Consider the following 12,560-nt stretch of genomic DNA (forward strand, 5'->3'; position numbering starts at 1 on the left):
CCGAGTACCGCTTGCCCTGCTTGTTGCTCACCTGGCTCTACTTCCTCTGGAACCTCACGTCCCAGTCTCCAGGTGTCCAGGTCCACGGGGAAGCTTCAGACGGCGGTAGCGTCGTCGGCCGGTCCCAGGCGCACGGCATCCAGCAGTGAACCGTTCCGGGTTCGATAGAGACCTCAGCTTGTGGTTGTGACCTGTGGTTTTGCGGTTATGAGGCGCTAGGTGTTCTCGTACTCGACGGGCGGGACGTGGCCTATCTCACCGTGAGGTAGGCGGTGGTGGTACCAATCGATCCACTCGGCGGCGGCGAGCTCGACCTGCGACAGCGTGCGCCAGGGCCGCCGGGGTTTGATCAGTTCGGTCTTGAACAGCCCGATCGTGGACTCCATGAGGGCGTTGTCGTAGGCGTCGCCGACCGACCCGGTGGAGGCGGCGATGCCGACCGCATCGAGGTGCTCGGCCAGACGGAAAGGCGTGTACTGACTGCCCGCTTCGCTGTGATGTATCAACTCGCCCCGCTTGGGCGGGTATCCGTCGCGGTCGCGCTGCCACAAGGCCTTCTCCAGGGCGTCCAGGACGAGCCTGGTCTGCTGCGTGGTCGCGGCGGACCAGCCGACGATGCGACGGGAGAAGGTGTCTACGACGAACGCGACGTGGACGACGCCGGCGAACGCCGCCACGTGGGTGAAGTCCGCGACCCAGCACCGGTTCGGCGCCGAGGCGACGAAGTCGCGGTCGACCAGATCGGGCGCCCGCGCCGAGACGGGTCGGGGACCGTGGTCACCACGCGCTTGCCGCGGACGGCCCCGGTGATGCCCAGGTCGCGCATCGGCCGCTCGACGGTGCAGCGGGCCACCGCGTGGCCGCGGCGGTTCAGCTCGCGCCAGGTCTTGCGGGCGCCGTAGACCCGGAAGTTGTCCCTCGGAGAGCACGCGGCAGATCGGCTCGACACTGCCGAAGCCGCCCCGGTGCCCGTCGATGAACGCTACGAGCGCAGATGTGGCCGGTCGAGCTCGGCCGCGAAGGAACCCGCCGCGGCCTTGAGGACCTCGTTCGCGCGCTTCAGCTCGGCGATCTCCTTCTTCGCCTTGATCTGCGCGGACTCCTCCGTCGTCGTCACCGGGCGCTGCCCTGCGTCGACCTGGTCCTGCTGGAGCCAGTTGCGCAGCGTCTCGGCCGAATCGATACCGAGTTTCTCCGCGACGGCCCGCCACACAGCCGACTCGTTCGGGTAATCGCCGAGGACCTCGGCAACCATACGCACCGCACGACGCCGCAGCTCAGACGGGCAGGAAGAGGGACGTGCCACGACTCAAACCCTTACACGAAATCGAGCCTCCACCGAACCCGGAACGGTTCACGGCCGCTGACTGAGTCGACGCCCCGCAGGGCGGAAGGATTCCGTGTCCGAGGGCCGAGTTGGCGTGGATGGCATGTCGACTATCCGGTGACTCGTCGGAGCAGTTCGTCGCAGAGCACGCCCTGACTACTGGAAAGCACGCAGAGCTCCGTGCCATGGTCCGTCTGGACGATCCCCAGACCGCTCCCCTGGTCGACGTAGGAAGAAGACGGTGATCCGGCCGAGGAAAGCTCTACACCTGCGCGGCTCGGTTTGAGCGTCCAGGTGCCCGTGGCGCTCGTGCTCCCCACCCCCGTGTCCGCCGAATTGAAGACATCATTGGGCAGGGCGATCGCTGTGAACTGGCCGTCTGAATCGAGTCGTATCCGCGCGGGACCATCTTGCTCCTGCCAGGTTCCGACCACATCGGCACTCGAGGAGACCGCCTGGAACTGCACACCGCTGTCCATGATCTCGGCGACCGCCCATGCCGCGGCGCAGGCGAGGACAGCGGAAGCGATCAGCACGGTCGCCACACGCCTGCCCGGCCATCGTGGTGTGCGACTCGTATCACCCATGTCGACCCCTGTCCTCTTTGCCGGAGGCCACATACTGCCATCCCAGTGCCGCACGACGCGCCCCGCACGATGGCCACCTGGCGCAGCGGCCCCGACGGCCCCTCACTCTCCTCGGGCTCAGATGATCACAAACCGGTCGTCATCCGACTATGCCGAAGCCCTGGCACGGGACCCGGTCCGGTGAAGTCGTGAAAATCGCTGGATGCGATGTCGGTCCGGCCTCTACCTTCGCACGGTGAGCCACTATGCGATGTCAGCCGAGGATGCACTCGCGCTTCTGGAGCGGCTCCGCGCCCACGACGTAGATGCGTGTGTGGGTGGCGGGTGGAGCGTGGATGCACTACTCGGGCAGCAGACGAGAGATCATTCCGACCTCGATCTATGGGTGCCGGCCGTACATCTTGATCGGCTGTTCGTTGCGTTCGGGGAGGCCGGCGTCGACCGAATCTTCCCGTGGCCTGGTGACAGGCCGTGGAACTTCGTTCTGCACGACGGCGTAGGCCTGCGGGTCGACTTGCACCTCTACGAGTCTCTTGCGGATGGATCGCTGCACTACGGATCCGTGGTGGACGGCGCTGCCTTTCCGGCTGAGGCACTCGCCGGACACGGTTTCATCGCCGGGACCGCAGTGCGTTGCGAGTCGGCCGAGTGGGCGGTGCGCTGCCATACGGGATACCCGGCTCGTGATGTCGATCGCCATGATGTCCCCTTGCTGTGCCGGAAGTTCGGGATCCCGCTGCCTGAGAGTTTCGAGCCCTGAATGGGCGTTTTGTCCCTGGCTTTGGGCGTCAGGTTCCGCGCCGGGTTGGGGTGGTCTCGCCGGTGAGTCGGCGGGTCATGAGGCTGGTCATGGCGATGTGGACCATGGGCCTTCGCCCGCGAAGGTGGACACGCGGTTGGTTGTCACGCGGCGAGCGTGAGTTTAGCCGTGTGGTGGCGTCGCTCGTATTCGTTCGGGCTGAGGTGGCCGTTGGCGGAGTGCCGGCGGCGGGTGTTGTAGCGGGTCAGCCAGGCGAACACGGTCCCGCGGCAGGTGGCGGGGTCGCCGAAGTCGCGGGCGCCCTGAAGGGTTTCGCGTTTGAGGGAGGCGTGGAAGCTCTCGCAAGCCGCGTTGTCCGCGCTGCTGCCGACCGCGCCCATCGAGCGGGTGACGCCCAGACCGGAGCACAGGTCGGCAAAGGCCCTGGACCCGTATTGCGCCCCGTGGTCGGAGTGGAACACCGCGCCCTCCAGACCGCCGCGGACCTGGGCCGCCATCCGCAGCGCGTCGGCGACCAGGTCGGTGCGCATGTGGTCGGCGATCGACCAGCCCACGACCTTGCGGCTGAAGCAGTCCAGCACGGTCGCCAGGTAGAGGAACTCCCCACCCACAAGCGGCAGATACGTGATGTCGCCCATGTACGTGCGTCCCGGCTCGGTGGCGGTGAAGTCCCGCTGGAACAGGTCCGGGACAGCCCCCGCGGCCGGGTCGAAAACGGTGGTGCGGACCCGTCTGCGCAGGCGGACGCCGGCGATGGAATAGGTCCGCATGACCCGGGCGACCCGCTTGTGGTTGACCCGCTTACCGGCCTCGCGCAGTTCCGCGGTCACCCTCGGCGAGCCGTAGGTCCCGCCGGAGCCGGCATGGATGCGGCGGATCCGTTCGGCCAGGACCTGGTCCTCGCGTCGGCGGACGGCCCTGGCAGCGCCGCCGCCCAGCCACTTGCAGTAGCTGGAGCGGTTGACGTCCAGGACCTGGCACAGCCGCTTCACCTCGTAGGCGTCCCGGTGGCCGTGGACGAACGGGAAGCGGCTCACCATTTCGTCTCGCCGGCGAAATACTTGGCCGCCCTGCGCAGGATGTCCCGCCCGGTGGCCAGCTTCCGCTCACTCGCCTCGAGCTCGGCCACGCGGGCCTCCAACTGCCGGATCCGCTCGTCCGGATCCGCCGACGCAGTCGGCTGTCCTGCCCGAGGAGGCGTCGTCCCTCCCCGCCGGGCATCTGCGGCCACGATGCCGCGGCGGTCGCGGTCCCGCAGCACCCACCCACGCAGCGTCGCCCGGTTGATGCCCAGGTCGGCGGCGATGTCCTTGCACGTCGCCCCGGCCGTGGACTCGGACAGGGCCACGGCATCGGCCCTGAACTCGTCCGAGTAGTCCTTCATCGCCATCGGCGCTCTTCTCGCTTCCTCCGGACCAAGCAGACCCAGTACCAGCGTGTCCACCCATCAGGGCGAAGGCCCCCCACCTCGTCGACGGCTGCCTCGCCGGGACCGGCTTGATCATGGATGACTGACCGGCATCACGAGTTCAAGTTCAGTACCTGGGACCTCTTGACCGGCCGTTTCACGCCCTACGGCGCCCGCCACGGACAGGGACAGCGATACTCGGCTGGCCTGTCCGCAGCCCGTATCGGCCGTGGAGGAAGAGGACTTCGAGATGGACGAGAGCAGGGCCCCGCGAGGCCTGGAGGGCGGGCCCGGCGAGTCAGGGCGGGGCGGCGTGGAGCGGCGCAGCGCTGGCCGCGGGCGGCGGGCGGGGTGGCGGTGGGAGGCGTGGCGCTCTCCCGGCCGGATGCGGGGACAGATGGCTGCGGCGGTGGTCGGCGGCCTGAGTAGGTCAGCGGCCTGCTCCCGGGATAGTCACAGCCATGTCCAGTGTCGTTCCACGGAAGTTGAGCCAGGACCACAACTCGCGATCAAAGCCAAGCGTCTCTTCAGTGTGTGACGGCCACGTAGAGGTATTTTCCCTCGACCCAACTGCGGGCTGCGTCGCCGCTTAGCGAGATTTTCGCGGTGGGGTCGGCACCTTCGACCTGGACAGCGATCTCGTTCTCCGAGCAGCCTATGGTGACGTATTGAAAATACGGGGTAGCTATTCCCCCAGATTTCGCATAGGGGCCTGCTAGGAGGTTCCCCGGAAAATCGGCATGCCCTTGAATGGTGCTATCCGTACTGGCGGGCCTGGAGACACCGATCACGGAAGGGCTGAAATCATTACTCCCTGTTGCGGAGGAGAGAGTAAGGGCTTGGCAGGTGTTTCCTTGGACTGCGATTACTAGCCGGGATCCAGCAATTTTTGCAACGCCGAGGATCCGGGATGTCGACGTGGGAGGAAATTTGTCGAGCTCTGCCTGGAGTTCGGGGTCAACCGTTGCTGGCTTCACCAACTGCAGCGCCCACGGCTCGGTGGGGTACGGTTGTGCGTTTTTATGAGGGGGAGGTTGAGCAGTGCAGGCAGCCGCGAGCGCGGCAGCCACAACGGCTGCCGCGCTCGCCCACCGCTTCGAGTGGTGACGCATGTGTGGTGTTACTCCCCGGGTCAGGAGTCGTAGTGGTTGTAGCAGTAGCCGACGGGGCGGTTGACCTCGCCGTATCCCCGAACGTAGTCGAATAGCGTGTCGTACACCTCGAATCTGTACACATCGTAGAGCGGATACGACTCGAGGTGGCCGTACTTTCCGGAAGGCACCGTGTAGATCCCCGACTCGGTGTTCGTGACGGTGTCGGTCACGCTGAACCCCACCGACATGCTGACCTTGTAGGCATCGATGGAGTAGCTCGAGCTCCAGGTGGTGGCGACAGACCGCGAGGTGGTGAGGTTGAGCGTGATCGGGCCTCATCCGGTGACCATGTCAACCCGGCCGGTTCCGCAGGCCTGTCCCGTGTAGACGGCGTTCCGGGCCTGGATGTAGAGGGAGCTCTGCGGCATGGCGATGTCAGGCGACGACACGGGGGTGCCGTTGGCAGGCGGCGCTGCCACCGGCGCACGCCGGTCGATCACCATCTCGTGCCGGCTCTCCTTGGCCGTGTTGGTGCCGGTGTTCGCCGGGCCGGCCGAAGCCGCCGGAGCGGACATGATCGCGGCGGCCGATGCCGCGGCGGCCATGAAGAGTACGACTGTGCGACGCAAAATTTCCCCCCTGCTGTTGTAGCGGATTGAAGAAGAGGCCCTTCCCCACACCGTCAAGAATGGCGCCGGTGGCGACCTCACTGCCTTATCAACCCGTTACCCGGCCTTCTCGTATGACAGGCCATCAAGATTTTTTGCGAACCTCTCCGAGAAGCCGCTTGATGCCTCGATCCCGCAGCCGGGAGACGGTCCCACGATGGAGACCGAGGAAAGCTGCCGACTGATCGATGGTCCACCCCTGAAGATCTACCAGGAAGACCACGCGCGCCTGACCGCTGCTCAAGAAGCCCAGCAGTCTGAGCGCCTCCCACCACGACTCGATGTACACGGTGTCGGACCTCGCCGCACCAACCAGATCCGTCAGATCGGGCACGCAGACTTCCCGGGGACTCCGGATGTCGTACACGGTAGTAACCACTGTCCGTAACGCGTACGCCAATGGATTGGGATGCTCCATCAGTCTCGCCCGCCTGACAGGAGCTTCTCGCACACCATCTGGACGACGTCCTCCACATCGGACTGCAGAGCGTAGCGCCGGGCCTGTCTACGAATCTCGGGCAGCAGGCTGCAGATAAGGCCGTCGGCCCCGCCGGCACCCTTCTGCCAGCACCCGCGGCTCCACCCGGCGTTCGAGCCGTCCGACCACTCCATGGCACCCCCGAGTGACATCGACTTCCAGACCTCGCCGCCACCCGGGCGACCCGTGAGGCCAACACCCGCCACCCTGAAAGCGGTGAGCCATGAGGGAAATTTGATCAAAAGCAATTCAAATGACAAGGCCAGTTCCGCATGCAGCTAAAATTTCATACTCGCACGTCACGCCAGAGAAAGATTTCACAGCGCCCTCATAAATCCCTCGGGCAACTTTCTTCGCTCCGACCTCAAAAATCCCAGCCTGACATAATGCACGAACTGCAGTCCTGCCAGCGGCTGACGGAAGGCAGCGCACCTGGGCCGCCGCCGGGCCGGTGACGGCGGATCACGCCGGGGCGGCGGTGGTGTTCAGCGGGTGAGGTGGGCGTAGGCGACGGTGTTGTCCTGGTACCCGCCGCGGGTGCGGTCGAAGGCGCCGCCGCAGGTGATCAGGCGCAGTTCGGGGCGGGTGGCGGGGGCGTACACCTCGTCGGGGACGTTGGTCTTGGGGTAGTTGGTGACGCGGTCGACGGTGAAGGTGGCGGTGGTGTGGTCGGCGCGCTCGACGGTGACGGTGGCGCCGGGGGTGAGCTGGGAGAGGGGGTAGAAGACGGCGGGGCCGTCGGGGGTGTCGACGTGGCCGGTGACGATCGCGGTGCCCTTCTCGCCGGGGCTGGTCCCGGCCGCGTACCAGCCCGCGGTGCCGCCCTGGCCGAGGGGCGGGGGCTGCAGGGCGCCGTCGGGGCCGAGGCCGAGCGGGAGCAGCGCGGTGTCGATGCCGAGGGAGGGGATGCGCAGCCTGATCGGTTCGGCTCTCGGCATTCCCGGTGCGTTGGCGAGCTCCGGGACGGCGGGCGCTGTGGTGGCGGCGGCTGGTGGGGGCGTTGGCGGGGCGGGGCTGCCGGAGGTGGCGAGCGCGGTGGCGGTTCCGGTGAGTACGATCGCGGCGGCCGCCAGGGCTGCGGCAAGGCCTCCGCCCCGGTTTCCCGCGGGCTCACGCCGGTCGTTGGAAGTGCCGGGCGCTGTACTGCCCACCTCTGCCACCGCCTTTCTCGTCGCCACCGTCCCGGCACGTGCTGCCTGGGGCTCGGAAGCCGCGGCCTTGCCCCGCCCGGGTCCCGCTGGAACGCACGGGGCGAGGGGGCGGGGCCGGTGGACCCGGGCCGCGGGCGCGGTCCGGGTCAGCGTCCGCTGTTGCGGGTGCGGCGGCGCACCAGGACAGCGGATCCGCCCGCGGCGAGGGCCAGGGCGCCGAGGACCACGGCGGCCTGGGTGTGGTCGGACGGCCCGTACCCGGCCGCGACCGCGCCGCGCGGCACCGCCGCAGCCGAAGCGGAAACGGAGCCGGCCGCGGACGCGGAGGCGGCGGTGCTCGCCGAGGCGGAGGCCGAAGCGGCGGCGCCGGCGGCCGCGGAGGTGCTCGCCGTAGCGGAGGGCGAGGCGCTCGCAGAAGCCGAGGCGCCGGCGGTGCCGGAGGGCAGGTCCTCGCAGGCGATGCCGTCGTGGTCGGTGTCGAGGTTGTTCGGGTCGGAGGGATCCGCGTCCAGGGCCGCCTGCGCCTGCGGCTGCGTCGCAAAGTCCGAGCAGTTCAGATCCGCCGCGGGGACCAGCGCCTGGGCGGAGGTGGCCGAGGCGACCGGCACGAGCACGGCCGCACCCATGGCGGCAGCGGCAAGAACGGCGTGAACACGCATGACCATCACATTCCTTCACAACGAGTGGTAGGACTGCCACCCATCGTGTTGACATCCGGTTCGTGCGCCACCGGATCCCGACCGCGACCGCCCGCCGACAGCGGCCACCGCGCGCCCGGTACCGCGGCACGGCGGGCCGTCACCCCGCAGCGAAGGCCCCGGCGGCCGCTAGCCCGATCGGGGAGCCGACGACACGAACCGCTCCGGCACCCGCCCCTGCACGGCCCCGGACGCCAAGACCTCCGCCCGCTGCCGCCGCGCGCTGGTCGACGGCCCAGACGTGGGCCCCGCGGCCGCAGCGGGCCGGCCCGGCAAGGGCGCTGGCGCCGCCTCCGACAGCCGGTCAGCCCTCCGTCCGCGCCGACGGCACCGGTGGAACGCCCGCGTCCCGGCCGTCGACCAGCACCGTGGTACGGCCCGCCCGGTGTGCGGCGTGGAGGGAGGCGAACCACGCCTGCTGCTCGGGCTGCAGGAACGGCTCCCACTGCTCCCAGGTCCGCCAGGCGAAGGCGTCGTGCTCGGCGCTCAGGCGCACCGGCGTCCCGGGCGGGACCGGGTCGGCGGCGAAGGCGAAGTCGATGACCGGCGGCCAGCCGTCGACCGCCGAGCGGTAGTCGACCGCCAGCGGGCGCAGCACCGCGCCGGGCTGGAGGCCGGTCTCCTCGACGAGCTCGCGCCGGGCGGTGGCCGGCGGGGCCTCGCCCGGGTCGGCGAGGCCGGAGGGGAGCTGCCACCAGGCCGGGTGTCCGGGGTAGGGGCGGGCCTGGTGCAGCATCAGGACGCGTCCGTCGGTGTCGGTGACCAGGACGGTCGCGGAGACGACGTGCCGCGGCAGGCCGGCGGCGAACACCGCCGGATCGACGTTGCCCGCGGGGTCGGCGGTTTCGCGGGAGGAGGTCAGGGCTCGTTTCCCCTCTTGGCGGTCGGGTTCTCGGACGGGCGGGTCAGCGGGCGAGCGTGACGGCGACCTCGCTGTCGGGGCAGGCGGCGGCCAGGCGGTGCAGCACGTCCGCCTCGACCTGGTCCACCGTCAGGCCCCAGCGGGTCTTCCCCACCGTCCAGTCCGTCAGGTAGGTGCAGCGGTAGCCCTCGGCCGGGGGCAGCCACTCCGCGACGTCCTTGTCGGCCTTGCTGCGGTTGGACTTCGCGGACACCGCGATCAGCGCCCGCGGCTCGTCCAGATCGTTGGCGGAGCAACCCCCGCGAGCGCGGGGCCGAGTGCACCGCGAAATTACTTGTCATCGTTGAGACGGAGCAACCCCCGCGAGCGCGGGGGTTGCTCCCCGTTCGGCCGCCTGCTGGAGGAGGAACTGCCCTCGGCCCCGCGCTCGCGGGGGTTGCTCCTCCTGGTTTTGTTCATGAGAACGGGTTCTGGCTCAACTTCCGTGGCGTACACACGGCGAGTGACGATCGGGCGGTGCTGTCGGCCTCGGGAGGTTGCCTGAAAATCGCTGGCGGCCGAGCCGCGGTGGCCGACAGTGCGGGACCGTGGACGATCGGGTGCCCCGCTTGGAGGGGCTGCTGTTTGCGTCGATCGCGGGTATCGCGGTGCTGTCGGTCGACGTGAACGTCGAGTCGGTGAACGTGAAGGTCCGGGCTTCGACTGCGGGGCATAGTTGCCCGGGTTGCAGGGACTGGTCGCCCCGGGCACACAGCTCCTACCTGCGGTTTCCCGTCGACGGGCCGGTCGGGGGTAGCCGGGTCCGGTTGAGCCTGCGGGTGCGGCGCTTCGTGTGCGGCAGCTCGTCGTGCGGGCGGCGGACGTTCGTCGAGCAGATCGAAGGACTGACCCGGCGCTACGGCCGCTGGACCGAGCGGCTGCGGTCGACGCTCGCCGCGGTCGGCCTGGCGATGGCCGGGCGGGCCGGGGCCCGGCTGGCCGGGGTGTTCGGGGTGTCGGTGAGCCGGAGCACGGTGCTGCGGATGGTCGAGGAACTTCCCGATCGGGAGCCGCCGAGCGCGCGGGTGGCGGCGTCGACGAGTTCGCGACGCGCAAGGGCCGCGCCTACGGGACGGCGCTGGTCGACGCCGAGACCCGCCGGCCCGTGGACCTGCTGCCCGACCGGGAGACATCGAGCTTGGCGGCCTGGCTGGCCGAGCGGCCAGGCGTCGAAATCGTCTGCCGCGACCGCGCGCCGTTCTTAGCCGAGGGCGTCACCGCCGGAGCGCCGCAGGCCGTCCAGGTGCGGACCGCTGGCACCTGTGGCACCACCTCAGCGAGGCGGCCGAACGGGCCGTCGCCCGCCACCGACAGTGCCTCCGCGCCGTAACTCCAGCTCCACGTTCGGCCGTTGCCACCGAACCCGTACTCCAGGAGGAGAACGCGGACCGACCGTGGCCGACGGGCTTCCGGTTCGCCGACGCGCCGGCGCTGCCCGACGGTACCCGCATCCGCACCGTCGACAGCCGCGAGGTGCCGCACTCCCCGGGCGCCACCGAGACCGTGGTCGACCTGCTCCGCCGCGACCACCTGCGGATGCGCGTCACTGCCGTCGACCCGGCCGGGGCGGGGGCCAACGGCGCCGACAAGGCTCCGCTGCTGACGCTCGACCAGCTGAAGTCCTTGGCCCTGGACCCGGCCTGGGCGGCGCTGGGCACGAAGTAGCCGTCAGCTCCGGTAGAGGGTGCGCAGTTCCTCCAGTGCGCGGGTCGCCCGCTCCGCCAGGTCGGGGCGGGCAGACTCGTGGTGGGCGACCGCGAAGGTGACCGTCCGCGGCTTGGACTCCCACTCGTACAGCTCGGGTGCGGCCCGGCGCAGGTACACCATGGTGCCCACCGGGTTGGTGACGAAGGAGAGTTCGAGCCGCGGGAGCTTCCGCCTGCCCCGGGCCGGGTCGGTGAGGAACAGCGACTGGTAGCCGGCGTGGTGCTGGTCGGACCCCGGGATGTACGCGTAGACGACCCGCGAGTCCTGCGGCCGGTAGCCGAGTTCCGCGAAGGCCGCGACCGCGACTTGGACGGCTGGCGTCGGGGCGATCCGGAGGGTGCTGCGGTGCACCGTCCCGTCGGAGCGCCCGGGCGGCCGCAGGGTGATCCGCACCGCCACCGCGAACCCCAGGGGCTGCCCGTCGAGTTCGGTGAACGGGCACTCCCAGGGCAGCCGGCCGCCGAACGGCAGCGTGCGCTCCTGCCCGCCGCCGATCTCGAGATCGTAGCCGCCCGGGGTCCACAGCGAGCCCAGGACCAGGTCGGTCGGCCCGCCGCCCTCGTCGAACCCGTCGGCCACCAGGTAGTTCTCGATCTGGTCGACCTCGACACTGCGGGCCCCGGCCCGGATCACCAGCTGCCCGCCGATCCGCTCGCCGGGGACGGCGAGGTCGGCCGTCCGGATCTCGACCTCCGGTCCCTCCGCCGCGCGTCCGAGCCCGAACCTCGCCAGCAGCCCCACGTGCCCGCCCCCTCCCACCCGACTCTTACCTGCCGATCTTGTCGAACGCTAAGGTGAGTCGAGGTCATTTTCCAAGGGGGAGGCGGGGCGGATGGGCCTGCGGAGACTGCTCGGACTCGGCGACGACGGCGGCGATCCGCCGGAGATCGACACCCGGATCGCCACGTTCGCCCCGCAGCCCGGACAGCGGATCGAGGGCGAGGTGCTGCTGCGCGGCGGCAGCGCGGGTCTCAAGGTCGAGGGCCTGTACCTGCACGTGGTGGGCAAGGTCCTGGGGCGGAACGGCAGCGTCGAGGACCGCGAGTGGGCGTACCTCTCGCCCTCGCGCTCGTACCTCGACGTGGCGCCCGGGGCGGAGGAACGTATCGGCTTCCACGGCCGGCTGCCGTGGGACTGTCCGATCACCGAGGTCGACGGTCGGACGGTCGGCGTCGACCTCTCGCTGACCACCACCCTGTCGTCCGGCCCGCAGCGGTCCGTGCGGGACATCGACTTCGTGCACGTGGCCGCGCCGCCGCTGCACGAGGCGGTGTTGAGCGCCCTCCGGGTCGAGGGCCACCGGGTGGCGGACGCGCAGCTGCTCGACGGCAGCATCCCGGAGGTCGACCTGCGCCACTCCTGGATCCAGACCTTCCACCTGGAGGACGGCACCGGCGTCCCCAGTTCGGAGGTCACCTTCGTCAACAACCCGGTCGGCGCGATGGTGTACGTCCGCCGGGCGGCCCGCCACCTGACGCGCTGGGACGAGAAGCCGCCCGCCGTCCCGTTCCCGGTCGCCCACCACGAGACCGGCGAGGTCGACCTCGGCCCGCGGGTGCGCGAGGCGCTCGACCAGCTGGACCGGCTGCGGTACTGACGGGGCGCCAGCACCAGTAGCGGACCGCCGCGACGAGCTGCTCCGGAGTGCGGTCCGCGAACCGGGCGGGCGCCGATCGTCCCGAGTGCTAGACGAGTAGTTCCGAAGTGGGTCAGTGGTCGTAGGCGATGAGTGATCGGGTGACGGGTTGGCCGGTGGTGCGGTTGTGCCAGATCGCGCAGGT

At 69.8% G+C, this 12,560-nt stretch carries 14 protein-coding genes and 1 pseudogene; 4 read left to right on the forward strand and 11 right to left on the reverse strand.

Annotated features, from left to right (window positions below; genetic code table 11):
- Positions 1-215 precede the first annotated feature (215 nt).
- Together OO57_RS41855 and OO57_RS35845 are read right to left on the reverse strand one after the other, a co-directional pair.
- A pseudogene (locus tag OO57_RS41855) lies at positions 216-1,306 on the reverse strand (IS3 family transposase).
- Positions 1,307-1,437: 131 nt separating this feature from the next.
- A complete protein-coding gene (locus OO57_RS35845; RefSeq protein WP_033256988.1) occupies positions 1,438-1,872 on the reverse strand; it encodes a hypothetical protein in 435 nt (144 codons plus the stop codon).
- A gap of 277 nt (positions 1,873-2,149) precedes the next feature.
- Here OO57_RS35845 and OO57_RS35850 point away from each other — a divergent pair, with 277 nt between their 5' ends.
- Complete coding sequence (locus tag OO57_RS35850) at positions 2,150-2,674, forward strand: nucleotidyltransferase domain-containing protein (RefSeq protein ID WP_234337669.1); 525 nt, start codon at positions 2,150-2,152, stop codon at positions 2,672-2,674.
- 143 nt (positions 2,675-2,817) lie between these two features.
- On the opposite strand, the gene OO57_RS35855 is transcribed toward OO57_RS35850, so the two are convergent.
- From OO57_RS35855 to OO57_RS35905, 8 genes are all read right to left on the reverse strand, one after another.
- Positions 2,818-4,064, reverse strand: a protein-coding gene (locus OO57_RS35855) for an IS3 family transposase (RefSeq protein WP_106974196.1) whose coding sequence is annotated in 2 segments (ribosomal slippage) — positions 2,818-3,722 and positions 3,722-4,064 — 1,248 coding nt in all. Because the reading frame shifts where the segments join, the coding sequence is not laid out codon by codon here.
- Positions 4,065-5,214: 1,150 nt separating this feature from the next.
- Positions 5,215-5,406 (reverse strand): hypothetical protein, encoded by a 192-nt coding sequence (locus tag OO57_RS35865; protein ID WP_158715358.1) that lies wholly within the window; start codon positions 5,404-5,406, stop codon positions 5,215-5,217.
- A 105-nt stretch (positions 5,407-5,511) separates the two neighbouring features.
- The gene (locus OO57_RS35870; protein ID WP_033256993.1) at positions 5,512-5,781 is read right to left on the reverse strand and encodes a hypothetical protein; all 270 of its coding nucleotides are present in this window, start codon (positions 5,779-5,781) and stop codon (positions 5,512-5,514) included.
- A 148-nt stretch (positions 5,782-5,929) separates the two neighbouring features.
- Positions 5,930-6,178: a hypothetical protein gene (locus OO57_RS40120; RefSeq protein ID WP_158715359.1), complete on the reverse strand. Its 249-nt coding sequence runs from the start codon at positions 6,176-6,178 to the stop codon at positions 5,930-5,932.
- Positions 6,179-6,807: 629 nt separating this feature from the next.
- Complete coding sequence (locus OO57_RS35885) at positions 6,808-7,260, reverse strand: class F sortase (protein ID WP_234337671.1); 453 nt, start codon at positions 7,258-7,260, stop codon at positions 6,808-6,810.
- Positions 7,261-7,619: 359 nt separating this feature from the next.
- Positions 7,620-8,132: an excalibur calcium-binding domain-containing protein gene (locus tag OO57_RS46410; protein ID WP_234337673.1), complete on the reverse strand. Its 513-nt coding sequence runs from the start codon at positions 8,130-8,132 to the stop codon at positions 7,620-7,622.
- Between the two features lie 343 nt (positions 8,133-8,475).
- Complete coding sequence (locus OO57_RS40130) at positions 8,476-8,982, reverse strand: NUDIX hydrolase (RefSeq protein ID WP_051778686.1); 507 nt, start codon at positions 8,980-8,982, stop codon at positions 8,476-8,478.
- A 94-nt stretch (positions 8,983-9,076) separates the two neighbouring features.
- On the reverse strand, positions 9,077-9,286 hold the full coding sequence (locus OO57_RS35905) for a hypothetical protein (protein ID WP_051778687.1): 210 nt from the start codon (positions 9,284-9,286) through the stop codon (positions 9,077-9,079).
- 594 nt (positions 9,287-9,880) lie between these two features.
- Between OO57_RS35905 and OO57_RS41860 the strand changes: the two genes are divergently transcribed.
- On the forward strand, positions 9,881-10,402 hold the full coding sequence (locus tag OO57_RS41860; RefSeq protein WP_234337674.1) for a transposase: 522 nt from the start codon (positions 9,881-9,883) through the stop codon (positions 10,400-10,402).
- 143 nt (positions 10,403-10,545) lie between these two features.
- Positions 10,546-10,737 (forward strand): hypothetical protein, encoded by a 192-nt coding sequence (locus OO57_RS43220; RefSeq protein WP_051778689.1) that lies wholly within the window; start codon positions 10,546-10,548, stop codon positions 10,735-10,737.
- Between the two features lie 3 nt (positions 10,738-10,740).
- Here the strand turns inward: OO57_RS43220 and OO57_RS40140 are convergent, their stop codons facing one another.
- A complete protein-coding gene (locus tag OO57_RS40140; RefSeq protein ID WP_051778690.1) occupies positions 10,741-11,520 on the reverse strand; it encodes a sporulation protein in 780 nt (259 codons plus the stop codon).
- 91 nt (positions 11,521-11,611) lie between these two features.
- Between OO57_RS40140 and OO57_RS35920 the strand changes: the two genes are divergently transcribed.
- Positions 11,612-12,376, forward strand: coding sequence for a sporulation protein (locus OO57_RS35920; RefSeq protein WP_033256995.1), 765 nt, complete (start codon positions 11,612-11,614; stop codon positions 12,374-12,376).
- The last annotated feature ends 184 nt before the right edge of the window (positions 12,377-12,560 follow it).

This window comes from Kitasatospora phosalacinea (genome assembly GCF_000717185.1).
Classification (GTDB): domain Bacteria; phylum Actinomycetota; class Actinomycetes; order Streptomycetales; family Streptomycetaceae; genus Kitasatospora; species Kitasatospora phosalacinea_A.